Genomic DNA, 22,888 nt, shown 5'->3' with positions numbered 1-22,888 from the left:
GACAGCCCGAAATTACCTTGCCATCGTCACTGTCGCCGCCATCGTCTTATGGATGCGATAAGTGTCCACGCCACCTAAGGCATGATCATCGATGCTCAGAGGTTCAAGCAGGCGATGCGTCAATGCACAGGCGCCGTCGCGCTGGTGACGGTCGGCACCGAGCCGGGGCAGCGCACCGGTCTGACGGTAACGTCAGCCTGCTCGCTGTCCGACGATCCGCCCTCCTTGCTTGTCTGCGTAAACCGTAATGCCAGCGCACATGCACGTATTCGTGCCGAAGCATGCTTCGCAATAAACTTCCTCAGCGAGGATCACACATTACTGGCGCTGACATTTAGTGGCCAGAAGGGGCTCAACGGCGACGATCGTTTCGCATTTGGGCGATGGATCGAGAGCGCCACTGGCGCTCCGTTGCTGGAGGACGCCGTCGTCGCGTTTGATTGCTTGCTGGCACAGGAATTCGAAACAAAGACTCATTCGGTATTCGTGGGCGAAGTCCAAGACGTACGCGTCGCGACCAGAGCTAGTCCACTCGTTTATTTGCGCAGCAGCTTCCAAGGCGTGCGCGATATCCGCGACCCGTTTTCACTCGGGGATGTGGATGCGCGACGATCGAGTTGGAGCAATTTCTCCTGATTGACGCCGTAATCGTAGTGGCCTTTGCCTAATCAGGCACGTCGATCTTGAGGAGCTTGATTTTGCGGTAAAGTGTGGCGCGGCTGAGCTTGAGCGCTCTTGCGGCGCTGGACACGCGACCGCCGTGATCGCGCAGCGCGGCGACGATCGTTGCCCGCTCATCGACTTGATTGACCTCAGCAACAAGACTGCCGAAAGGCGGCAGGTCCAGATCGGCTTCGACAATAATGCCGTCTTCGGCGGTGCAAGCAGCTAGTCGCAACGCGTGCCTAAGCTGACGCATATTCCCGGGGAACGGATAGTGAAGCAGCATCGTCCAAGCGTCATGTGAGATCCGGCAATTCGGAGCTTCCTCGCTCGCGATTTGCGAAATAACATCTGCCTTGTCGGCGCGGTCACGCAAGGCGGGCAGCCGGATCTGCAAGCCACGCAATCTGTAGTAAAGATCCGCCCGAAACGTTCCGTCATTAGCCATGCGAGCAAGATCACGGTGTGTTGCGCTGATCAGTTTGATGTCGACAGTTACGGGCTTTGATGCTCCCAAGGGCCAAACCTCGCGATTTTCGAGTACCCTCAGCAAACGGGTTTGCAGAGCGATTGGCATGTCTCCGATTTCGTCGAGAAATAGCGTGCCGCCGTCCGCTTGCACGATTAGTCCCTTCGATCCTTCGCGCCTCGCGCCAGTAAAGGCGCCCGCTTCATATCCAAACAGTTCAGCGTCGATCAGGCTTTCAGGCATGGCGGCACAATTTAACGCGACGTAGCGGTTGCGGGCACGATTGCTGGAGGCGTGAATTGCCCGCGCAAATACGTCCTTGCCCGTACCGGTCTCCCCATGCAGCAGGATCGGCAAGTTCTGGTCGCTGATCGTCATCAGTCGCTTAATGCCCATGGTCAGCGTGGGATCGCTGCCGGCCAGCTTGAATAGGCTGGTAAACTGATTAGGCGGAGCCTCGCGACGCTGCTCGGACCGCGTCCTCATTGACCTTGCTACTGCCGGCCGAGCAATCTCTCCCCGTCCCAGCGGAGTACCATCTACCCGTCGCAGCTCAACCGATGTCTCCTGTGCCCGTGCCGCATGTCCGTCCAGCTGGATAAGGCTTGAGAGGTTGACGCCGGATTGGATCATTTCATTCGTCAATCCGAGGATGGAGCGGCCGCGGCGACATGCGCCGACAACGCGACGATCGTCGTCATATGCGATTAATCCACTGCCTTGATCACCGGGCAAGGTCGCTATCCAAGAAGTCTCGAACTGCCGGCGAAAGATCGAGCTTTCAATTCGCCTTGCACTCTCCACCGCGATCGCGAACGCAAGCTGGTGGGCGGCCCGCTCAAGATCGCTGCGGCAAGATGTAATATTCAGGACGCCAGCCAATCTGCTGCAATGATCAAACAGCGGGGCTACGCCACACGTGAAGATGCTGTACTGTTCGCGGAAGTGCTCGTCGCGATGCACCAAGATTGGCCTCTGCTCGGCGAGCGCGGTACCGACCCCGTTCGTTCCTTCACAGGATTCCGAGAAATTCGAGCCAGTATATATATCTCGCTCGCGGAATATCCTTTCATAGTCTCCACCCGGAAGACGGCTGACGAGCATGGTCCCGTTTGTATCTGCGAAATTTACGCAATAGCCGGAATCGCGGAGTACACGAGCAAGATCTTCCAGCTCTGGAATCGCAACCTGAACCAATCCTTCTACTGGCTCGAAAAAGCGCTTGATCTCAGATTCCGTGAACGTTTGCGGTGGCCGCTGCAGGGCAGGATCGAGCTTGTGGTCGAACAGGCAGCGTCGCCAGGAAAGGGCAATCCGCGACTCGGGTTCGGCATTGGCCAGATGGCTGGCCGCCGACAGAACACGGGCGACATGGTTCGAGGCCCCGTTACTGGCCATTCGGACATCTCCCACCCTCTAGTCTATTTTGCTAAAGCTCGCATACCGGAAATATATGTCAAGCGGTAGCACATTAAGCGCGGGATGGCCCCTGAACAGCTGCCGGCGTTCATCCCGTAAACCTAATCCTTTGCGTCAATCCAAATTCCCGCCTCGGAGTTCAAGCGGATGTGATTGACCAAGAAATCCGAAAAGACCCTGATCTTGGCAGGCAACCTGGCGCGGTTCTGGTAAGCAATGTTCATGGTCAGTAAGGGTAGCTCCCACTCTGTCAGAACAGGCACGAGTTTGCCTTCCAGGATATCGCGCTGCACGATGTAGAGCGGCTGAATCAGGATACCGAGGCCGGCAAGCGCGGCGCGGCGGATCACCTGACCATCATTGCTATCGAGCGTAGGTGTGATGCGCACTGTTTGCGTCGCGTTTACTCTGCGCAGCCGCAAAGAATAGGGATCGTTGGCGAGATTGTAGATCAGCATCTCGTGGTGCGCGAGATCGGCAGGGGTCTCCGGCCGCCCTCGCCCTTCCAGGTATGACGGCGAAGCGGCGAGCACGCGCCGCATCCGACCGATGCGGCGAACGATGATGTTAGAATCTGGCTCGTGCTCGCGTGTGCGGATCGCGATGTCGATTCCCGCCTCAATAAAGTCGGAATAGCGGTTGGCAGCAATGATCTGGACGCCGAGCTTTGGATACTGCGCACGAAGTGCCGGCAGCATCGGAGCTAGATAGATCGTCGCAAACGACAGCGAGCTCGTCACGCGCAACATCCCCCCCGGCGATAGTGCCCGCTCGCTGACGGCATCTTCTGCTTCGGCAAGCTCATTGAGCAGCGCGCTGCATCGCTGCAGAAACTCCTGTCCCGCTTCGGTCAACCACAGTCGCCGCGTATTGCGCTCGATCAGCCTCACCGCCAGCCGCTCTTCGAGAGCGCTGAGATGACGGCTTGCTGCTGCGTTGGACATGCCGAGCGTCTCTGCGGCTTTGGAGAGGCTGAGCAGCTCGGCCGTTTTGGCGAAAACCTCTAGTTGCAGAACGCGGTCCATTTTTCCTATTTGCGGAAAAGAGAGTTCCAATCTTTGGTCTTTATTTCCGATTTCTGCAAGGCAAAATGGGACCAAGAATGGCAACAGGCGAGGAAATCAGGGATGCCGGGGCCGATCAGGCACATCGTGATGTGGCGCTTGCGCGGGGAAACCGCGGAGGAGCGCGCGGCGGCGCGGCTCAAGGTCAAGGATGCCTTCGAGGGTCTCAAGGGCCTGATCAAGGGCCTCAACCACATCGAGGTCGGCCTCGATGTCAGCGACGTCGATTACGCCTGCGACGTCGTTCTCGTCTCCGAATTCGCGGACAGCGCCGCGTTGAAAGCCTATGCCACGCATCCGGAGCACCTGCGGGTGCGCGAGGAACTCGGTGACTTACGCGTCGGGCGCTTTCAGGTCGACTATCCAATCAAAGGGGCCGGTGCGTGATCGGTTCGTTCACCTTCGAAAATCTGCCCTGTCGCGTCGTTTTCGGCAGCGGCACGCTGAGCGCCGCGCCGGAGGAGCTTCAGCGCCTCGGGGCGAAGCGTGCGCTGGTCCTGACGACGCCGCAGCAGGAAGCGCAAGGCCGCGATCTTGGATCGGCGCTTGGACCGCCGTTTGCGGGCATTTTTTCAAACGCCACAATGCATACGCCGGTCGAAGTGACTGAGCTGGCGCTCGCGGCCATGAAGGATTGCGATGCCGATTGCATCGTCTCGCTCGGCGGCGGATCGACGACGGGGTTGGGCAAGGCGCTTGCGCTGCGGACCGGGGTCAACCAACTCTGCATTCCGACCACCTATGCCGGCTCCGAGATGACCCCGATCCTCGGTGAAACCAGGGACGGCCTGAAAACGACCGTGCGGACCAATGACGTGCTGCCGGAAACCGTCATCTACGACGTCGACCTCACGCTCTCGCTGCCGCCGGCCCTCGCGGCAACATCCGGCATCAATGCCATCGCGCATGCGGTGGAAGCGCTTTATGCCCGAGACACCAATCCCGTCATTTCGTTGATGGCCGAGGAAGGAATCCGCGCGCTCGCTCGCGCCCTGCCCGCGATCGTCGCGAAGCCCGATGATCGCGAGGCGCGCAGCGATGCGCTGTATGGCGCCTGGCTGTGTGGCGTTTGCCTCGGCACGGTCGGAATGGCGCTGCACCACAAGCTGTGCCACACCCTCGGCGGCACCTTCGATCTGCCGCATGCGGAGACCCATACCATCGTCCTTCCGCATGCGCTCGCCTACAACGCGCCTGCGGTGCCGGAGGCAGCCTCTCGAATTGCGCGCGCGATCGGCAGCCCGGACCCGGCGCGTGGCCTCTACGATCTCGCCCGCCGGCTGAATGCCAAGCTCGCACTGCGCGACATCGGCATGCCCGAGATTGGAATCGACAGAGCCGCAGATCTTGCGGTCACCAACGCCTACTGGAACCCGCAGCCGATCGAGCGCAACGCCATCCGCGCGCTGATCGAGCGGGCCTGGTCGGGTGCAGCGCCCGTGGCGCCTCCAGTGGCGGCTTAAGGACATGCGTCGCACCCTGATCAAATCAGCAACGATCGTGAGCATGGATGCGGAGCTTGGCGATCTGGATTCCGGCGATCTTCTGATCGAAGGCGATCGGATCATCGAGGTGCAGCCCCACATCGACCTCGGCAGCGGCTCGGCCGAAGCGGAAATCGTCGATGGGACCGGTCGCATTGTCATTCCCGGGCTAATCAACGCACACATGCACACCTGGCAGACGGCATTGCGCGGCTTCGCGGCGAACTGGACGCTGCTCGAGTATTTCCGCCGCATGCATGCCGGGCTGGCGACGGTGTTCCGGCCCGACGACATCTATATCGCGACGCTGGTCGGCGCGCTGAACCAAATCAATTGCGGTACCACCACGCTGGTCGATTGGTGCCACAACAATCCAACGCCTGATCACACGGATGCCGCCGTGCGCGGCCTGGTCGAGAGTGGCATCCGCGCCGCGTTCTTCCATGGCTCGCCAAAGCCGGAGCCGAAACCGGGCGAACGGCATTTTTCCGAAGTTCCGCACCCCCGTCGCGAGGTCGAACGGCTGCTGGCCGGCCCGCTTACCGACCGGAACGGCCTGGTGACCCTTGGTCTTGCGATTCTCGGCCCACACTATTCGACGTTCGACGTCTCGATGCACGACTTCCGCCTGGCGCGAGAACTCGACCTGATCGCATCGATGCACCAGGGAGGCGGTCTCGCCAAGACGGCGGGCGGTTGGGAGAAGCTGATCGAAGCCGACCTCGTCGGCGCCGGCATCAACATCGTCCACGGCAACGACCTGTCGGACGATCTCCTGCATCGCCTGGTCGATCTCGGGGTAACGTTTTGCGTTACCCCCGAGAACGAGATGATCCAGGGCCACGGGTTTCCGATCACCGGCCGGCTGCTGAAGCTTGGCGCCCGTCCCTCCATCGGGATCGATCTCGAATCGGTGCTGGCCGGCGACCTCTTCGGCGCCACCCGCGCCGCACTGTCGATGCAGCGCGCTCTCGACAACGCGGATTCCCGACGCGCGCACGGCACCATTCCCGACACAACAACGATCCCGACGCGCGAGGCGCTGCGCTGGATCACCATCGAAGGCGCCCGCATGCTCGGGCGCGAAGACGACATCGGGTCGCTGACGCCGGGAAAGCTTGCCGATCTGGTCGTCATCAACGCCACCGATCTCAATCTTTTTCCAGTGCACGATCCCGTCTCCACCGTGACCATGCAGACCAGCCTCGCCAATATCGAGGCCGTCATGATCGGGGGCGTCTGGAAAAAACGGAACGGGCGCGTGCTGTTTGACGCGCTGGATGAGAGGAAGCAGCAGCTCGCGCAATCCGGCCGACGGCTGGTGCATGATATCGAACGACAGCGCCGCGCCGCCTGAAGGCCAGCCAACGGACAATTATCGGACCACAAACATGACAAAACCTTTCAACGACATAGGCTGGATCGGAATAGGCAAGATGGGCCTGCCGATGTCGGTCCTCGCCGCCAAGGCGGGATACACCGTGACCGCTTTCGATCAGAGTGCGGCTGGACTCGCTGCAGCCCGTGAGCAGGGCATCTCCGTCGCTAGCTCACCGGCCGACGCGGTCAACGGCAGGCCGGTGGTCATCACCTCGCTGCCGGACGATGCGACGTTGCGCGTGGTCATGCTTGGAGACAACGGCCTCATCGGCGCGATGGCGCCAGAGTCGATCTTGATCGAAACCAGCACCGTGAGCGCGGAGGCTTCCGGCGATGTCGATGGCGCGGCCCGGGCGCACGGTATTGCCTATCTGCGCGCACCGGTATCCGGAAATGCCAGCATCGTCCACACAGGGGCGCTGACTTGTTTCGTGTCGGGTCCGAAGGCGGCGTTCGAAAACGTCAAGCCGCTCCTCGGCGCCTTCACGCGCGCCCAGACCTATCTCGGCGCGGGCGAAGAGGCGCGCTATGCAAAACTCGCAGTCAATCTGATGATCGCAGTGTCGGCGGCCATGATGGCCGAAAGCCTCGCCCTGGCGCGCAAGGGCGGCATCGCCTGGCAGGACATTCTCGCGGTGCTCGACGACAGTGCGGTGGCTTCTCCAATGGTGAAATACAAGACCGCACCGCTCAGGAGCCGGAATTTCGACTCGACCTTCTCCTGCCGGCAGATGGCAAAGGACCTCGACCTCATCCTGGACGCCGGTCACGCCGTCGGCGTGCCACTGCAGCTCGCGGCTCAAGTACGCGAAACCTACGGCTCGCTGATCGCCCAGGGCGACGGCGAAACCGACTTCATCGCAACCGTGCGCCATGTCGAACAGCTGTCGGGCCTTGGCGAACCAAAACTCTGATCAACGGAGGCCAAATTGCGTAATTTCAACAAAAACACCATCACCGATGCGGTACTCGAGCGGATCGCGGGGGCAACCGATCCACGTATCCGACAGGTCAGCGAAGCGCTGGTGCGACACCTCCACGCCTTCGTGCGCGAGGTTCGCCCGACGCAGAGGGAATGGGAGTACGGCATCGATTTCCTCACCCGTACCGGCCATATGTGCGACGACAAGCGCCAGGAGTTCATCTTGCTGTCTGATACGCTTGGGGTGTCGATGCTGGTGGACGCGATCAATCATCCTGTACCGGAAGGCGCCACCGAAACCACGGTGCTTGGCCCGTTCTTCGTTCAAGCCGCACCGGAGAAGCAGCCTGGCGACGATATTTCCGGCGGCATGGAGGGCGACGCCATGATCGTTACCGGCTCGGTCTCATCCGTCGGGGGCGGGCCGCTGGCCGGTTCGGTGGTCGATGTCTGGCACTCCGACGACGACGGCTATTACGACGTGCAGCAGTTCGACAAAATCGGCGACCTCGCCATGCGCGCGCGTTTCCACACCGACCAGAATGGCAACTTCCATTTCTGGTCGATCAAGCCCGCTGCCTACCCCATCCCGCACGATGGCCCGGTCGGAGAGATGCTAGAGGCGCAGGGCCGCCACCCTTGGCGGCCGGCGCATGTACATTTCATGATCTCCGCGCCCGGTTACGAGCAACTTGTGACGCACGTGTTCGTGGCTGGAGACGAGTATCTCGATTCCGACGTGGTGTTTGGCGTCAAGGACAGTTTGATCCGCGAGTTCCAGCGCTGCCCGGCCGGTCGCGCGCCGGATGGCCGTATGGTGGACGGCGACTTCTTTCATCTGAACTACGATTTCGGGCTCAAGCAAATCGCGAGCAGTGCTCGGGCTGCCTAAGCGGACAATGCGTTGAAACGGACCGTCAAGAGTCCGGATCATCAACAGCTATTTGGGAGGAATTTTGATGGGATCGCCGGTCGGCGCAACGACATTGGTCGAGCGCCTCTCAGCCATAATCGGTCTGCGCGCCACTGTCGCACGCAGCGTGCTCGAGCAGCATGGGCAGAGCGAAGCCTATCATCGCTTCCTGCCGCCCGATGTGGTGGTGTTTCCGGAGACGACGCAGGAAGTAGTTGAGATCGTCAGGCTCTGCGCAAACCTGCACATGCCGATCATTCCGTTCGGCGCCGGCACCTCGCTCGAAGGCAACACCGCGGCGGTCGCAGGCGGCGTCTGTATCGATTTCGCCCGAATGAACAAGGTGCTGGCCGTCCACACGGGCGACATGGACGTCGTGGTGCAGCCAGGCATCACCCGCAAGCAGTTGAATGCCGAACTGCGCGGGACCGGCTTGTTCTTCCCCATCGATCCGGGTGCCGATGCTTCGATAGGCGGCATGAGTTCGACTCGCGCCTCCGGCACGATGGCGGTGCGCTACGGAACCATGAAGGACAATGTCATGGCGCTCGAAGTAGTGCTGGCGGACGGGCGCGTGATCCGCACTGGCAAGCGCGCGCGCAAATCCTCAGCGGGCTATGACTTGACGCGGCTGTTTGTCGGCGCCGAGGGCACGCTCGGCGTCATCACCGAGATCACTTTGAAGCTGCATCCCTTGCCGCAGGCAATCTCGGCGGCGGTCTGCAGCTTCGACACGCTGCAGGACGCGGTAGATACCGCGATCGCGGTGATCCAGTCGGCTGTTCCGGTGGCGCGGATCGAGCTCGTCGACGACGTCATGATGCGCGGCATCAATAGCCATTCGAAACTCGGCTATCGTGAGGCACCTACCCTGTTCTTTGAGTTCCATGGCTCGGAAGCGGGCGTTGCCGAACAGGCCGAGGCGGCGGAGGCGATCGCAGCCGATCACGGCGGGCGCGGCTTCGAATGGGCAAAGGCCGCCGAGCAACGCAGCCGGCTCTGGCATGCCCGCGACAACACGCTCTACGCCGGTCTGGGCTTGAAGCCTGGTGCTCGCGCCATGATCACCGACGTCTGTGTGCCGGTGTCGCGGCTTGCCGAATGTCTGACCGAAACGCGGAAGGACGCCGACGCGAGTGATCTCGTGGCCCCGATCGTTGGTCATGTCGGCGACGGCAATTTCCACATGTTGATCCTGATCGATCCCGCGAATTCCGATGAGGTCGCTCGTGCCAAGGCACTCCACGCCCGCATGGTCGCCCGCGCTATCGCCATGGACGGCACCTGCACCGGCGAGCACGGCATTGGCCTCGGAAAGATCGGCTTCCTTGTCGACGAGCTCGGCGACGCCGTCGATGTGATGCGCAGCGTCAAGAGGGCGCTCGATCCGCAAGGGCTGATGAATCCGGGAAAGATCTTTGCCGAAGGAGCAGGCATATGAGCATGGCTTTGCCGATCGAGGGTCCGGCGCCGCGCACGGACACCGTTCCTTCCTTGCTTGAGCTGCGCGGCATCAGCAAGCAGTTTCCGGGCGTCAAGGCACTGGACGACGTGTCCTTCGCCATCTGGCCTGGCGAAGTGCACATGCTGCTCGGCGAGAACGGCGCCGGCAAATCGAGCCTGATGAAGGTGCTGTGCGGCGCCTACAGCGCTGACAGCGGCGATTTCTATTACAAGGGGGAGAGGGTCGCCATTGCATCGACCGTCGATGCGCAGAAACTCGGCATTGCCGTGATCTTCCAGGAATTCTCGCTCGTACCCCATCTCGATATCGCACAGAACATCTTCCTCGGCCGCGAACCGAAAGGCCGCATGCCCGGCACTATCGGCCGTCGCCGGGTCCTCGCCGACGCCAGACACGTGCTCGATTCGATTGGGTTTGATATCGATCCCTCGATCGCCGTCCACAAGCTGGGCGTGGCGCAACAGCAGATGGTCGAGATCGCCAAGGCGATCAGCCAGAACGCACGCATCCTGGTGATGGACGAGCCGACGGCGGCGCTTTCCGACCGTGAGACCGAATTGCTGTTTGAACTGATCGCGCGGTTGAAGGCCGATGGCGTTGCCATCGTCTATATCTCGCACCGTATGGCCGAGGTCTTCGCGCTCGGCGACCGCATCACGGTGCTGCGCGACGGGCGGCGCATCGACGAAGTGCGCCCGGCCGATGTGACGCCAGACCACCTTGTGCGCATGATGGTTGGCCGAACCGTGGACATGACCTATCCGCGCAATTTTGCGGAGAAAGCCGGCAAGATACTGCTCGAGGTCAAGGGCCTCACGGCACCGACCGGCATCACCGACATCAACCTCGAGATCCGCGCAGGCGAGATCGTCGGCCTGTGCGGACTGGTCGGATCGGGGCGCAGCGAAGTCGCGCGCGCGATTTTCGGCGCTGACCCCACGACCGGCGGCGAGATCATCTTCGACGGAAAGCCAATCTCCGGTGGGCCCGATCTGGCCGTCCGCCGCGGCATCGCGCTGATTCCCGAGAGCCGGAAGAGCGAGGGGCTCGCGCTGTTGCGCTCGGTCACCGACAATCTGGTGGTGTCGGCGCTCCGCAAGCTATTTCCGCACACGCTCTTCGATCCACGCCAGGCGCAGCGCACCGCCGACGGCCTGATCAAGCAGCTACGGATCGCAACCCCGAGCGCCCGGCAGACGGTCGGCCTGCTTTCCGGTGGCAACCAGCAGAAGGTCGTGATCGGGAAGTGGTTGGCGGCAGGCGCAAAACTGTTCATCTTCGACGAGCCGACGCGCGGCATCGACGTCGGCGCCAAATCCGAGATTTTCGCTCTCATCGATCGGCTGGTCGCCGAGGGCGCCGCTGCGCTGATGATTTCGTCCGAGCAGGTGGAAATCTGCCATGTCTGCGACCGCGCCTACGTGATGCGCGAAGGCCGCATCGCCGGTCATCTGTCGCGCGCGGAGCTGACCGAGGAAAACATCGTGAGATTGGGGATGCATCATGCGTGAGGCCGCGACGTTTGCGCAATCCACTCCGCTACAGCGGATACCCGGCGTTGCACTGGTGCTGGTGATTTTGATCGCGGTATTCAGCGCAATCGCACCGGGATTCCTTTCAATTGCGAACCTCTCCAACGTGCTGGTGCAGTCAACCATCCTGATGATGCTGGCATTGCCGATGACGCTGATCATCATGACCGAGGGGCTGGACCTCTCGATGGGCGCCGTTCTCACCCTCACCTCTCTCGTCGTAGCCATCGTTTCGCTGGCGAGCGGATCGATGCTCTTGGGGCTCGGCGCTGCAGTACTGGTCGGCTTCGCCTTCGGCACACTCAACGGTTGGCTGGTCGCCATCGTCGGCATCCCGCCGTTCGTGGCGACACTGGGCACGCTCGGAATGGCGCAGGGCCTGTCGCTGATCGTCAGCGACGGTCAGAGCGTGGTCGGTATTCCGCCCAGCGTGAGCAATATCTATTCTGCGGTTGTTCTTGGCGTACCGGTGCCGGTGGTGATGGCGCTCGCAACCTATGCCTTTTTTCATCTGCTGCTCTATCACACCCGCTTCGGCACCTACATCTTCGCCCTTGGCGGCAACCGGGAAGCGCTGAAATACGCAGGCCTCTCGCCCAATCGGCTGCTGATCGCCGTCTATGCGATCGGCGGCACCATGGCTGGAATCGCCGGCCTCCTGATGACCGCGCGCATGAACTCGGGCCACCCGACAGCCGGCCTTGGCCTCGAGTTCGACGCCATCGCCGCGGTCGCTGTCGGCGGGACTTCCTTCGAGCGCGGCAATGGATGGCTGCTCGGCACCGTGCTCGGGGTCATTGCGGTAGGCGTGCTGCGGAACGGGCTTAACTTGATGGCGCTGCCATCGTCCGTGCAGGTTGCAAGCGTCGGCGTTCTCGTCATCATCGCGTTGTTCCTGGACGGAATTCGGAGCAGGTCATGACCGACATCAACAAGCAGTCCTTCTCTCCACCGCGCGCTTTCCTCTCGCAAGACGCGATCCAGCTTTTCTATCGGTTGCTGGCAGTGTTCCTGATTTGCGCCGCACTCTCCTTCCTGAGCGATTCATTCCTCAGCGTAGGCAACCTGCTCAACGTGCTGCGCCAGGCGAGTCTGACCTTCTTCATCGCATCGGGACTGACGCTGGTGGTCCTGACCGCCGGTCTCGACCTTTCGGTCGGCGCCAATGTCGCACTGTCTGCCTGTATCGCGGGCACGGTGATCCATCAGACCGGCTCGCCGCCGTTGGGGATTCTCGTCGGGCTTCTCGTCGGCGGCACCGTCGGGCTGCTCAACGGCATCATGGTGACCGCCCTCCGCATCCCCTCCTTCATCGCGACCTATGGAATGCTCTGGGTCCTGAACGGCCTCAGCTACTGGTACATGGCGGGAGAAACCATCCACGGCTTTCCAGCCGGCTTCCGCCAGATCGGCAGCGGTTATCTGTTCGGGTTGCCGATCCCGGTCTACCTGCTGCTGATCTTTCTCGCCATCGGAACAGTTTTTGCGCAACGGACCACCTGGGGCCAGGAGATCTACGCGATCGGCGCCAATCCAATCGCAGCACGGCTCTCGGGAATTCCGGTCTCGCGGCGGCTACTGCTGGTCTACACCGTGTCCGGCACCATGGCCGGGCTGGCGTCTATCATCTTCCTTTCCCGCCTCAACTCTGCGGAAGCCGACATCGGCGAAAGCCTGACGCTGCCGGCGATCGCCGCCGTGTTAATCGGCGGCACCTCGCTGTTCGGCGGCGTCGGCACCGTGTTCGGCACCTTCGTCGGCGCGCTGATCCTGACGCTGGTGCTAAATGGTATGAACCTGCTTTCCGTCAGCGCCAACTGGCAACCGCTCGTCACCGGCGTGATCGTCATCCTCGCGGTCTGGCTCGATATGAAGACCCGCCACCGCACGTAATAGAATTTTCTCGAACGACCAACAAACCAAAGGACAGGAAACCATGAAACAACACCGGAAACTGGCCTGCGCCGTACTGCCGCTCCTCGTGGCTGGCGTGCTCGCGACACCTGCGCGAGCAGATGGCGAGACTCTCGCGGTATTCACCAAGAACCAGACCAACCCCTTTTTTCAGACTGTGCGGATCGGCGCAGATGTCATGGCAAAAGCGCTGAACGCGAAGACGCTACACTATATTCCGACTAAGCCGGACAGCATCCCCGAACAGCTCAGCCAGATCGAGGATGTGGTGGTGAAGAAGCCGAGCGCCATTATCTTCACCCCGGTCGATTACAAGGCGATGGTACCAGGCGTGGAGAAGATCAACGCCGCCAAGATCCCGGTCGTCAACATTACCGATCGCTCCGCCGGCGGCAAATTCGTTTCATTCGTCGGCGCAGACGATTACAGCCTGGGCCTCGAAACCGCGCGCCATCTGCTCAAGACGCTCGGCGGAAAAGGCAACATCGTCATCATCGAGGGTGTTAAGGGTTCGCTGACCAATGTCGACCGCGTCAAGGGCTTCAACGACGCTTTGAAAGAGAACTCGGGTGCCAAACTGTTGGCGTCCCAGCCCGGCAACTATCAGCGCCTGCAGGCACTGCAGGTGATGGAAAACCTGATGCAGTCCAATTCGCAGATCGACGGGGTCCTCGCCGCCAATGACGCCATGGCGATCGGCGCCATCGAAGCGCTCGACGGAGCCAACCGCAAGGCGCAGGTGATCGGCATCAACGGCACCAAGGAAGCCGTTGACGCCATCAAGTCGGGCAAACTGCTCGCCAGCGGCGACTACAACGGCTTTGCCCAGGGTTGTCTCGGCACCATGATGGCGATCCGGTCGCTGCGCGATATGCCTGTCATCACCGAGATCGTGCTGAAGCCGACCGTCATCACGAAGGACAACTACCAACCCTTCGACATGCCGCTGGAAGCGCGAACCTGCCCGTCGTGGGAGGATGCCACCAAGCTCGCCGGAAAATAGCGCAGCTCTTCTTCCCGAAATCGTAACGGCCGTCGCGACGGCCGTTACACCTTCAAAATTTACCCGGAGACCACCATGCTGTTCGCGATTCACGCCATCGATCGACCTGGAGCATTGCCGTCCCGACTTGCGAACTACGAAGCGCATAAGACGTTCCTGTCGGATACCTCACCCTTCGGCGTGAAGATCGTGATGTCGGGCCCACTCGTTTCCGACGACGGTCTGACCATGATTGGAAGCCTGTTCCTGATCGAGGCGCCGAGCCGCGCCGAAGTGGAAGCCTTCAACCGCGCCGATCCCTTTGCCGCGGCGGGCATCTGGGAGAAGGTGTCGATCACCGGATTCATTCGTCGCCAAGGTTGAGCGAGCGGACCAACCTGGACGATACCGTTGATGGCCGGGAAAGTGCCGGCAATCCTCCTATCGCCACCTGCACGACCTTGGCCAGACCGTTTACCCGCGTTTGAGGCGCCTTCACAGCGAAACGCAAGGCGGACTTCGGCTACGCCTTTTTGCATACGCTATCGAAATATCCTCCGATCCATTAGTCCCCCTCGAGAGTGCGCACTATTCCACCCGCCGATGGAATCTAATGCCGACCTAGCATATTTGGACAAGCCGCCTGCGTCCCGAACGCAGTGCATATCTTCTAAGTTATTGATTTTTCTCGTTGCGACAGTGTTTCCGTCTCTTTTTGTTCACCTTCGTTTCACCCAATTCGTTGCGATTTCGTTGCGGCGTTCTCCTTGGAACAGGCGGGCTGGAATGGGTTGCCTGTTGAGGTCGTAGCCAAAGTTCCGGTTCTGAAAATGCGCGCGTTGCACTAGGGCGAGCTTGCGCTTGATGCATGATGCAGCCCGGAATGACGCAATTGACCCTGATGTCATGATGTCCAGTTCGCGGGCCAGTGCTCTGGTCAAACCAGTGGACATCGGCGGCAGTCGCCTGCTGCTCTACTCCCTGGCGAACTGGGCGATTGCTTTGACGATCGGCGATCGCCATCTCGCCCACGTCGTGAGCATCCAGCATTCGTACCAGAACTCCGAGTCCAGTCCCAACTCGACCAGATCGCCGCGTCCAAGCTCCCGCTCGAATGCGAAGCGCGGGCCGCGGGCGACATGATCGGTTTCGACCGCCATTCGCCTGATGAGGTCGGAATCGTCGGAGACGAAGGCTTCGAGATTCCGCGATTGTAGAAGAGCAGGTGTCCTGGCCCGCCAAGGTGCTAACCCCATTATTCTTGTTCCGAAGGACCTCACCTCCCACCGACTACCGCAAGTATGTAAGTCGGCTCACCTTGCGATGGCCAGGACGATTGAAGCGAGGGCGAAGGAACTAGAACCCTCATTCTACCATTAAACTACGCTGCGTGATTCAAAGTCCTACCGTGGTTTTCCAGCCCACAGCCTAGCAATTACAATCAGGCGAACTTCTTGAGAAAACTCGGAAGAACAACGATTGTCCGGGTATGCGTGCCTTCCATAAGCAGAATACCATTCCACCGTGCCGAGACGGCGAACTCTACCCGCTGGCCTTGAACCGCGGTCACGCGCGCGCTTGCGTCGATCGTCGCTCCCTTCGGAGCCGCAGCGCGGTGACGGACATTGACCGAGGTTCCCACCGAGGCTTCGCCTTCGTCATACGCATCCTTGATGCATCCGTTCGATGCGGTTTCGAGGAAGCCGATAAGAGCAGGCGTCCCGATCAGATGGACACCGTCGTTGCCAAAGGCATGCGCCGTGTGGGCGCTCGTCGTGCTTACGGAACAGCTGAATGTTTCACCGATCACGATCGCCATCATTGCAGAACCTCGAACGATCCTGTCTTTACCATCTAGCGCAGGTCGACGTTACGAATCTTGCCGCTCGCATTCAGCGGGGGAGCCGGCGACACGGCAGCTGAATGTGAGAATCTTGAGTTTGGCGATTCGATCATTGCAGACCCGGAATGACGAAAGCTGTAGCAATCACGCCCGCTGCGCCCGGTCCATATTGTTCTGTGCCTGGATCCGTTCGCGAGCCGCCTGCCAGTCGGCGTCGCTCCAGTTGCGCAATTCGTAGAAACTGCCGCCACTAGCGAGCGCCTGTGCACCATCGAGCGCGATGGTCTCTCCTGAGATCCAGTCACAGCCGCCGGAAATCAGGAAGGTCGCGAGATTTTCCAACTCCTCCATGGTGCCGACGCGGCCCATGGGATTGATCAGCTTGGTGCGCTCCCCAGGCTGTTCGCCGGGATTGAGCCGCTTGCTCATGCCTTCGGTCGGAATTTCGCCGGGCGCGATTCCGTTGAGGCGAATCCCGTAGCGGCCCCATTCGGTTGCAAGCGACATGGTCATGGCGTGCACCGCCGTCTTGCTCATGGCCGACGGCACCACGAAAGGACTGCCGTTGCGCACCCAGGTGGTGCCGATCGACACCACATTGCCGCGGTGTTTGCCGGCGATCCAGCGTTTGCCGACCGCATGCGTCACATAGAACGTGCCGTGCATGACGATGTTGGCGATGGCGTCGAAACCGCGCGACGAGAGATCCTCGGTGCGGGAGATAAGTGTGCCGGCTGCGTTATTGACGAGATCCGTGAGCGGGCCACTGGTCTCAAAGATTTCGCCCACCGTGCGATCGACCGCTGTCGCATCGCGAATGTCGAGGCCATGGCTGATCACCTTGCCGCCATGTGCCTTCATCAACTCGGCTGCGGTCTCATCGCACACCACCTTCCGGCGACCGCAAATGTGTACCTCTGCGCCGAGTTTCAGGAACTTCGTGGTCATCGCCTTGCCGAGGCCGGTGCCACCGCCGGTGACAAGGATGCGTCTGCCCTTGAGTAGGCCGTCTGCGAACATTGGCGTCTCCATGAGGTGTACGTCTTGTCATGATTGGAATGCTTCGGAAGCGATCAGCATCTTAAGGACGCTGATCGAGAGTCAAAGGCTAAGTATTGATATCGCTGCGGCCGCGGCGTCGTCTGCAATCTGTCCGCCGGCTACGTGAGCCAGTGCCACTCTTGCATTTGGACGTTGGCGAGAACCCGACTGGCCGCGCAACTGCTGGGCCAACTCTACGATCTGCGCGACGCCGGTGGCGCCAACAGGATGTCCGCGCCCCACGAGGCCGCCGCTTGGATTCACCGACAGCCGGCCGCCGATTTTGGTGGCTCCGCTGCGGAAGTACGCGGCTCCCTGCAGCGGCTTGCAGAACCTTAGCGCCTCGTAAGACAATATCTCTGCTGGCGAAGATGCGTCGTGCGTCTCGGCGACGTCGATATCTTCCGGGCCGATACCTGCTTGTGCGTAGGCGATATCGGCGGCGCGGCCGACCGCACTGGGCGCGACACCGCCATCATTAGCCGAGGCCAGGCCAACAGCGCGCAGCAGAACGGCGCGTACGCCGAGCTGGCGAGCGCGCTTGGCTGAACATACATAAATCGCGGCTGCGCCATCGCCGATCGGCGAACACATAAGGAGCGTCAGAGGCTCGCAAATAAGCCGGCTGTTGAGAACCTCTTCACGGGTCACGCCTTCACGGAACTGCGCAAGCGGATTGAGGGCCGCAGCTGCCCTGTTCTTGACGGTCACATCGGCGAAGTCCTCGCGTGTCGCACCGCTCTCCGCCATATACTTGCGCGTCTTCTCCGCATAGATATCCATAAAGACGGACCTGGACGGCGAGACGTCCGCCTCACCCGAGGACGCGTTCTCGGTGACATCGACGGCCGCAGCGAGAGCCCGAAAGCTTACAGTCTTATCTTCGTGAGCAAGTTTTTCCGCACCGACCACGAGCACGCCATCCGCCAGCCCCGAAGCGATCGCCATTTGCGCTACACCGACAGCCGTACCGCCACCTGCACAAGCATTTTCAATGTTAAGATACGGCAAACCGCCCAAACCCATGTCACGGAGTGACGTCTGGCCACGGATCATCTCCTGACCTGTAACGAGGCCAGCGGCAGCGTTGCTGAAGACGACCATATCGACGTCGCTGGTCGTCGCACCCGCGTCACGTAACGCCAGCCTGGCGGCTTCGCTCGCGAGATCATGCATCGATCGGCTAAGGTGCTTTCCGAACTGGGTCATGCCAACCCCGCCGATGATAGCCGCGGTCATGGGTGAATCTCCTCTGTTGATGCTGACTTCGCTCTGACTGACGCGCGAATGCGGTATCAGCGTCCTTCCCACCGCGGCTTGCGTTTCTCCGCAAAGGCCTTCAATCCTTCTTTGGAGTCCGCACTGCGAACGGCGGGGGCGGCGATCGCAAGCTGCTCGTCCCAGCCGACCGGCTCGTTCCAGAAGTTCGACTGGAAGATGATCTCCTTGGTCGCCCACACTGCGGTGGGGCCGTTGTCGAGGATTTCGTTCGCAAGCTCGATCGCACCATCGAGTGCTCGCTCAGGATCCGTCAGCCTGTTGACGACGCCATGACGATGAAAAAAGCCGGCCTCCTCGAAGCGACCGGTCATGGCCAGTTCCGTCACAAGGTTGTACGGCATGCGCTTTTGAAGCCGGAATAACGCGCCTCCCACTGCGACGACGTTATACCGAACCTCCGGCAGCCCGAAGCGCGCGTCGCGCGCCGCGACAATCATGTCCGCCGAAAGACACAATTCGAATCCGCCGCCAACGGCGTAACCCTCCACGGCTGCGATAAGTGGTTTGAGCGGAGGCCGGCGAAAGATTCCAAACCCGCCTCGCTTCTCGGTTTGCGCCCATTCGCCGCGCGCAACGGCCTTCAGGTCCGCACCCGCGCTGAAATTCCCGCCGGCGCCTGTAACGATCCCGATTCTGAGATTCCTGTCATCATCCAGCAGGTCAAGCGCACGCTCCATCTCGCGCGCGGTCTCCAGATCGAAGGCATTTTTTGCCTCAGGTCGATTCATGGTGATGACGAGGATATGTCCTCGCGGCTCAACCAAAATTCTCTGCTTTTCGTCCGTCATTGTTCACAATCCAAAGGAGAATCCGCCGTTTACGGGATAGGTCTGCCCGGTGATCCATGAGCTCGAGTCTGATGCCAGGAACAGCACCATGTTTGCGACGTCTTCGGGCTCGCCGAATCGCCGGACAACGTACTTGTCGAGCGCCCTCTTCCGCTGGTCCGGAGGCATCGCATCCATTACAGGTCCGATTCGCGGCGTCCTGGTCATAGCGATCGAAACGCAATTTGCGGAAATGTTGTAACGCCCAAGCGATCTGGCGATCGCTCGCATGAAGCCTGCAGCGCCTGCTTTGGCACCCGAGTAGACCTCTAGTCCCGGCTCACCAACCCTGCCTGCATCTGAAACAATGGTAATGATCCTTCCTGTCTGCCTCTCCATCATGGACGGCGTGACTGCGGCGACGCAATTGAAGACGCCGTCGAGATTGACAGCCAGATAGGCTCGCCAGTCCTCAGGTCCCGTCTCCCAGAATTGCTTGAGGGGACCGGAAGGAACGACGGCTCCTTCGTTTCCCGCATTGTTGATAAGCACGTCGATCGCACCGCATTCGCTGAGCGTGCTCTTCATCATTTCCTTGACTGCATGAAAGTCGGAGACATCGGCCGCGACCGCGACGGCGGCGCCCCCCGATCGCCTAATCTCGTCCACGACGCATTCCGCGCGATCCAGATAGTAATCGTTCACGACCACCTTGCGTGCATTGTGAGCAGCCAGATGTAACGCAATCTGCCGCCCGACTCCCTGGCCCGCGCCTGTCACCAAGCTCACCTTTCCGGTGAGGTCCAAGATATTCATTCGCCGTTCCTTCATCCTGAACTTTGACGATCTCATAACCTTCGATATTCTCTTCGTATAAAATATTGACTACAGAGTCAATAGGTCACGCAACGGAATTCACTGGGCGGCACGGGTGCCGAGCAGTTACGAAACATTCTGCGACAGCACATTTCTTCATTTGCCACGGAGCTATGGGCGTGCGCCGTCTTGGTCGACATGGATGCTCTGCGGGATCAGGACCGCGCTGAGACCGCCAAACAGCGCGATGTCTTTCACAAGATGTTCGTGAAGATCATTGAGAAGGGGATCCGTGATGAGTCCAATCGACCAGAGCTTGGCAGTCTTCACGTTCATGAGAGCTATTTTCTGGCTGCCAAATGGTATTCGCCGGCCGGTAGATTGCGCCGCGATGAATCCGCGGACGCGATGGTCGATCTGATGATGTCCGACCCCCTCCAGACCCGGCCGTCGAAGAGCGTCACCCGGAAATCTCCGGCAGCAACGTAGCACGCATACCCAGGCACGAGGTCGGTACCGTCTTCACTGGCGAAACCTCGCGAGAACTTCAAGTCTGACGCCCGCAACCAATCCAACAGGGAGCTGCGGCTTGGTCTTGAGTGGATGGGCAAGGCTTCCCTCTCTGGGCGAAGTCACAATGCTGCGGCCAAGCGGCTGGCCTGCTCGATCGCCTTCTTAGCGTCGAGCTCGGCAGCTTCGAGAGCGCCGCCCACAAGCGTTACGCTCACGCCGGCGCTCAGCAGGTCATCATAAAGTTCGCGACGCGGTGTTTGGCCGGCACATATGACAACCGTATCGACTTCGAAGAGCCGCGCGCGCCCCTCCACCAGGGTATGGAGGCCGTCATCATCGACCTTCAAATAATCGACGCCGCTGATCAACTCGACGCCGCGGCGTGTCAGAGTTAGACGATGAGTCCAGCCGGTAGTACGGCCCAACCCCTTTCCGACCGTCTGCATCTTTCGCTGCATCAGGTAAATCTTTCGTGCCGATGGCACCACCATCGGTTCGATACCGGTTACGCCGCCTCGCGGATGATTGCGAAAGTCGATTCCCCATTCGCGAGCAAATTCTTCGACGTCCAATGCGCTGGAGGCCGATGCCTGGGACAACAGCATTGCGACATCGAACCCGATACCACCTGCCCCGATGATCGCGACGCGATCACCCACGACACTGCTGTCCAGAATTGCATCTATGTAACTCACCACCTTGGTGTGATCGACGCCATTTAGCGCTAGCCGACGGGGGCTAATGCCCGTTGCCAGGACGACTCCGTCACGTTGCAAAGCCCTGAGCCCACTAGCCGTCGCTTGAGAGCCAAGACGCACATCGACGCCGTGGATTTGAAGCATGCGTCCGAAATAGCGCAGCGTCTCGTGAAATTCCTCTTTCCCAGGAATTCGCTTTGCGAGGTTGAATTGCCCGCCGATTTCGTTCGACGCTTCAAACAAGGTTACCTTATGCCCACGTTGTGCAGCGATGGTTGCGTAGGCCAATCCGGCAGGCCCCGCCCCCACCACTGCGACTGACTTGGGCGAAAGTGATGGATGGTAGTTTAGTTCGGTCTCGTGGCAGGCACGCGGGTTGACCAGGCAACTCACCTGTTTGCCCGAGAAAGTGTGATCGAGACAGGCCTGGTTGCAAGCGATGCAGGTATTGATTTCGTCCTCGCGACCCTGTTCGGTCTTGAGAGCGAAATTCGGGTCAGCGAGCATCGGACGCGCCATCGAGACGATGTCTGCATCACCCCTCGAGAGAGCCCTTTCTGCCTCCTCCGGCATGTTGATCCGGTTGCTCGTGACAACCGGCACCTTCAAGACCTTCCGCAGCCGAGCAGTAACCTGTGTAAACGCGGCGCGGGGCACCATCGTCGCTATCGTCGGCACCGGCGATTCGTGCCAGCAGAAATGCCCGCTGATGATATCGACACCTTCCGCTTCTGCCGCCCTCGCCAAGGTTACAACTTCCTCCCATGACATTCCGCCCTCGAGCATGTCCATGGCAGGAACTCGGAAGACAAATATGCCATCAGTGCCGATCGCCGCACGTACGCGCCGAATGACTTCAAGAGGGAATCGCATCCGCCTCTCAAAGGATCCGCCCCACTCGTCAGTGCGCTGGTTTGTCTTCTCGACCAGAAATGCGGAAAGCAGGTAACCGCCGGACGCGACCACTTCAACGCCATCATACCCCGCCTCTCGCGCCAACTGGGCGCAACGCGCGAAGTCATGCACTTGCTGCTCTATCTCCTCCCCGCTCAGTTCGCGTGGGACGTAGTTGCCCACGCGCGATTTTACGGCCGATGGCGCAATGCCTTGGGCGTGCTTAGCCAGTGCACCAGTATGCAGTATCTGAAGACAAATCTTCACATCGGGGGCGGCCGCATGCACCGCGTCGGTCACGAGACGATGCTGGTCCGCTTCAGCAATGGTCGAAAGCTTTGCTCCGTGGGCGCTGTATTCATTGGGAGCGGTCCCTCCCGTGATGATCATGCCGACGCCGCCCCGGGCACGTTCGGCGTAGTACTCGGACAATCTCTGAAAACCAGCGACAGCTTCTTCCAGGCCCGTGTGCATCGCGCCCATGAGAATTCGGTTCTTGAGGCGAGTGCCACGGAGCTTCAGTGGCGAAAACAGGAGGGGGTACTGCTTATGAACGGTCATACTAACTCTGCCCTATCGAAATTCGCCCGAAACAGAGTTCTGAGCACATCCCCCTACGAAATGATCTATTGATATATAAAATTGACTTTATAGTCAATATGGCCGCTGGAAGCGGAGCTCTAAGGCGTTGCGGGACGGCGACGGCGCTCGCCGGAGGCATGGAATGAGGCTGATCGAATCCCCTTGACCGTTGAGTGCAAGGAGAATGTCGGAGCGATGGGAATCTTCGCGCCAGAGCACGCATCCCCCGCGGTGACCACATTCATG

At 60.5% G+C, this 22,888-nt stretch carries 22 protein-coding genes; 13 read left to right on the top strand and 9 right to left on the bottom strand.

The window, feature by feature from the left end; genetic code table 11:
* Positions 1–81 precede the first annotated feature (81 nt).
* On the top strand, positions 82–636 hold the full coding sequence (locus JQ567_RS23260) for a flavin reductase family protein (protein WP_212440950.1): 555 nt from the start codon (positions 82–84) through the stop codon (positions 634–636).
* A gap of 28 nt (positions 637–664) precedes the next feature.
* Here the strand turns inward: JQ567_RS23260 and JQ567_RS23255 are convergent, their stop codons facing one another.
* The gene (locus JQ567_RS23255) at positions 665–2,530 is read right to left on the bottom strand and encodes a sigma-54-dependent Fis family transcriptional regulator (protein WP_212440949.1); all 1,866 of its coding nucleotides are present in this window, start codon (positions 2,528–2,530) and stop codon (positions 665–667) included.
* Between the two features lie 122 nt (positions 2,531–2,652).
* Complete coding sequence (locus tag JQ567_RS23250; RefSeq protein WP_212440948.1) at positions 2,653–3,576, bottom strand: LysR family transcriptional regulator; 924 nt, start codon at positions 3,574–3,576, stop codon at positions 2,653–2,655.
* Between the two features lie 102 nt (positions 3,577–3,678).
* On the opposite strand from JQ567_RS23250, the gene JQ567_RS23245 reads away from it, so the two are divergent.
* The 11 genes from JQ567_RS23245 to JQ567_RS23195 all read left to right on the top strand — a co-directional run bounded on the left by JQ567_RS23245 (position 3,679) and on the right by JQ567_RS23195 (position 14,591).
* The gene (locus JQ567_RS23245; protein WP_212440947.1) at positions 3,679–4,002 is read left to right on the top strand and encodes a Dabb family protein; all 324 of its coding nucleotides are present in this window, start codon (positions 3,679–3,681) and stop codon (positions 4,000–4,002) included.
* A complete protein-coding gene (locus tag JQ567_RS23240) occupies positions 3,999–5,078 on the top strand; it encodes a maleylacetate reductase (protein WP_212440946.1) in 1,080 nt (359 codons plus the stop codon). The genes JQ567_RS23245 and JQ567_RS23240 overlap by 4 nt, the downstream gene beginning before the upstream one ends.
* 4 nt (positions 5,079–5,082) lie before the next feature.
* Positions 5,083–6,456 (top strand): amidohydrolase family protein, encoded by a 1,374-nt coding sequence (locus JQ567_RS23235; protein WP_212440945.1) that lies wholly within the window; start codon positions 5,083–5,085, stop codon positions 6,454–6,456.
* A gap of 34 nt (positions 6,457–6,490) precedes the next feature.
* Positions 6,491–7,393 carry an NAD(P)-dependent oxidoreductase gene (locus JQ567_RS23230; RefSeq protein WP_212440944.1) on the top strand — a complete coding sequence of 301 codons (903 nt, stop codon included), beginning with the start codon at positions 6,491–6,493 and terminating at the stop codon, positions 7,391–7,393.
* A 15-nt stretch (positions 7,394–7,408) separates the two neighbouring features.
* Positions 7,409–8,293, top strand: coding sequence for an intradiol ring-cleavage dioxygenase (locus tag JQ567_RS23225; RefSeq protein WP_212440943.1), 885 nt, complete (start codon positions 7,409–7,411; stop codon positions 8,291–8,293).
* Positions 8,294–8,360: 67 nt separating this feature from the next.
* Positions 8,361–9,755, top strand: a complete 1,395-nt coding sequence (locus JQ567_RS23220; RefSeq protein ID WP_212440942.1) for an FAD-linked oxidase C-terminal domain-containing protein — start codon at positions 8,361–8,363, stop codon at positions 9,753–9,755.
* A complete protein-coding gene (locus JQ567_RS23215) occupies positions 9,752–11,290 on the top strand; it encodes a sugar ABC transporter ATP-binding protein (protein ID WP_212440941.1) in 1,539 nt (512 codons plus the stop codon). The genes JQ567_RS23220 and JQ567_RS23215 overlap by 4 nt, the downstream gene beginning before the upstream one ends.
* Positions 11,283–12,233, top strand: a complete 951-nt coding sequence (locus JQ567_RS23210) for an ABC transporter permease (protein ID WP_212440940.1) — start codon at positions 11,283–11,285, stop codon at positions 12,231–12,233. Before JQ567_RS23215 ends, JQ567_RS23210 begins: the two co-directional genes overlap by 8 nt.
* The gene (locus JQ567_RS23205; protein ID WP_212440939.1) at positions 12,230–13,204 is read left to right on the top strand and encodes an ABC transporter permease; all 975 of its coding nucleotides are present in this window, start codon (positions 12,230–12,232) and stop codon (positions 13,202–13,204) included. Before JQ567_RS23210 ends, JQ567_RS23205 begins: the two co-directional genes overlap by 4 nt.
* Before the next feature lie 43 nt (positions 13,205–13,247).
* Complete coding sequence (locus JQ567_RS23200) at positions 13,248–14,228, top strand: sugar ABC transporter substrate-binding protein (RefSeq protein WP_212440938.1); 981 nt, start codon at positions 13,248–13,250, stop codon at positions 14,226–14,228.
* 75 nt (positions 14,229–14,303) lie between these two features.
* Positions 14,304–14,591 (top strand): YciI family protein, encoded by a 288-nt coding sequence (locus tag JQ567_RS23195; RefSeq protein WP_212440937.1) that lies wholly within the window; start codon positions 14,304–14,306, stop codon positions 14,589–14,591.
* A gap of 590 nt (positions 14,592–15,181) precedes the next feature.
* Here JQ567_RS23195 and JQ567_RS23190 read toward each other — a convergent pair.
* The 6 genes from JQ567_RS23190 to JQ567_RS23165 form a co-directional block, all read right to left on the bottom strand.
* On the bottom strand, positions 15,182–15,463 hold the full coding sequence (locus tag JQ567_RS23190; protein WP_212440936.1) for a LysR substrate-binding domain-containing protein: 282 nt from the start codon (positions 15,461–15,463) through the stop codon (positions 15,182–15,184).
* A gap of 185 nt (positions 15,464–15,648) precedes the next feature.
* On the bottom strand, positions 15,649–16,029 hold the full coding sequence (locus tag JQ567_RS23185; protein WP_212440935.1) for a thioesterase family protein: 381 nt from the start codon (positions 16,027–16,029) through the stop codon (positions 15,649–15,651).
* 165 nt (positions 16,030–16,194) lie between these two features.
* Positions 16,195–17,070: an SDR family oxidoreductase gene (locus tag JQ567_RS23180; protein ID WP_212440934.1), complete on the bottom strand. Its 876-nt coding sequence runs from the start codon at positions 17,068–17,070 to the stop codon at positions 16,195–16,197.
* Positions 17,071–17,151: 81 nt separating this feature from the next.
* On the bottom strand, positions 17,152–18,330 hold the full coding sequence (locus tag JQ567_RS23175) for a thiolase family protein (RefSeq protein ID WP_212440933.1): 1,179 nt from the start codon (positions 18,328–18,330) through the stop codon (positions 17,152–17,154).
* Between the two features lie 56 nt (positions 18,331–18,386).
* Positions 18,387–19,160, bottom strand: coding sequence for a crotonase/enoyl-CoA hydratase family protein (locus JQ567_RS23170; protein ID WP_212440932.1), 774 nt, complete (start codon positions 19,158–19,160; stop codon positions 18,387–18,389).
* A gap of 3 nt (positions 19,161–19,163) precedes the next feature.
* Complete coding sequence (locus tag JQ567_RS23165) at positions 19,164–19,955, bottom strand: SDR family NAD(P)-dependent oxidoreductase (protein WP_212440931.1); 792 nt, start codon at positions 19,953–19,955, stop codon at positions 19,164–19,166.
* Positions 19,956–20,057: 102 nt separating this feature from the next.
* Here JQ567_RS23165 and JQ567_RS23160 point away from each other — a divergent pair, with 102 nt between their 5' ends.
* Complete coding sequence (locus tag JQ567_RS23160) at positions 20,058–20,444, top strand: hypothetical protein (protein WP_212440961.1); 387 nt, start codon at positions 20,058–20,060, stop codon at positions 20,442–20,444.
* Positions 20,445–20,587: 143 nt separating this feature from the next.
* Here JQ567_RS23160 and JQ567_RS23155 read toward each other — a convergent pair whose 3' ends face one another.
* Positions 20,588–22,621: an NADPH-dependent 2,4-dienoyl-CoA reductase gene (locus JQ567_RS23155; RefSeq protein WP_212440930.1), complete on the bottom strand. Its 2,034-nt coding sequence runs from the start codon at positions 22,619–22,621 to the stop codon at positions 20,588–20,590.
* Positions 22,622–22,888: the final 267 nt, after the last annotated feature.

It is taken from the genome of Bradyrhizobium sp. AUGA SZCCT0431 (assembly GCF_018131065.1).
Lineage (GTDB): Bacteria > Pseudomonadota > Alphaproteobacteria > Rhizobiales > Xanthobacteraceae > Bradyrhizobium.
Note: the sequence above shows the minus strand (reverse complement) of the source record. Positions and strands in the feature narration are given on the sequence as shown.

Excerpts from the sequence above, each read along its gene's own strand:
- JQ567_RS23260 (WP_212440950.1), top strand. The coding sequence starts at position 82 with ATGATCATCGATGCTCAGAGGTTCAAGCAGGCGATGCGTCAATGCACA.
- JQ567_RS23255 (WP_212440949.1), bottom strand. The coding sequence starts at position 2,530 with ATGGCCAGTAACGGGGCCTCGAACCATGTCGCCCGTGTTCTGTCGGCG.
- JQ567_RS23250 (WP_212440948.1), bottom strand. The coding sequence starts at position 3,576 with ATGGACCGCGTTCTGCAACTAGAGGTTTTCGCCAAAACGGCCGAGCTG.
- JQ567_RS23245 (WP_212440947.1), top strand. The coding sequence starts at position 3,679 with ATGCCGGGGCCGATCAGGCACATCGTGATGTGGCGCTTGCGCGGGGAA.
- JQ567_RS23235 (WP_212440945.1), top strand. The coding sequence starts at position 5,083 with ATGCGTCGCACCCTGATCAAATCAGCAACGATCGTGAGCATGGATGCG.
- JQ567_RS23230 (WP_212440944.1), top strand. The coding sequence starts at position 6,491 with ATGACAAAACCTTTCAACGACATAGGCTGGATCGGAATAGGCAAGATG.
- JQ567_RS23220 (WP_212440942.1), top strand. The coding sequence starts at position 8,361 with ATGGGATCGCCGGTCGGCGCAACGACATTGGTCGAGCGCCTCTCAGCC.
- JQ567_RS23215 (WP_212440941.1), top strand. The coding sequence starts at position 9,752 with ATGAGCATGGCTTTGCCGATCGAGGGTCCGGCGCCGCGCACGGACACC.
- JQ567_RS23210 (WP_212440940.1), top strand. The coding sequence starts at position 11,283 with ATGCGTGAGGCCGCGACGTTTGCGCAATCCACTCCGCTACAGCGGATA.
- JQ567_RS23205 (WP_212440939.1), top strand. The coding sequence starts at position 12,230 with ATGACCGACATCAACAAGCAGTCCTTCTCTCCACCGCGCGCTTTCCTC.
- JQ567_RS23200 (WP_212440938.1), top strand. The coding sequence starts at position 13,248 with ATGAAACAACACCGGAAACTGGCCTGCGCCGTACTGCCGCTCCTCGTG.
- JQ567_RS23195 (WP_212440937.1), top strand. The coding sequence starts at position 14,304 with ATGCTGTTCGCGATTCACGCCATCGATCGACCTGGAGCATTGCCGTCC.
- JQ567_RS23190 (WP_212440936.1), bottom strand. The coding sequence starts at position 15,463 with ATGGGGTTAGCACCTTGGCGGGCCAGGACACCTGCTCTTCTACAATCG.
- JQ567_RS23185 (WP_212440935.1), bottom strand. The coding sequence starts at position 16,029 with ATGATGGCGATCGTGATCGGTGAAACATTCAGCTGTTCCGTAAGCACG.
- JQ567_RS23180 (WP_212440934.1), bottom strand. The coding sequence starts at position 17,070 with ATGTTCGCAGACGGCCTACTCAAGGGCAGACGCATCCTTGTCACCGGC.
- JQ567_RS23175 (WP_212440933.1), bottom strand. The coding sequence starts at position 18,330 with ATGACCGCGGCTATCATCGGCGGGGTTGGCATGACCCAGTTCGGAAAG.
- JQ567_RS23170 (WP_212440932.1), bottom strand. The coding sequence starts at position 19,160 with ATGACGGACGAAAAGCAGAGAATTTTGGTTGAGCCGCGAGGACATATC.
- JQ567_RS23165 (WP_212440931.1), bottom strand. The coding sequence starts at position 19,955 with ATGAATATCTTGGACCTCACCGGAAAGGTGAGCTTGGTGACAGGCGCG.
- JQ567_RS23155 (WP_212440930.1), bottom strand. The coding sequence starts at position 22,621 with ATGACCGTTCATAAGCAGTACCCCCTCCTGTTTTCGCCACTGAAGCTC.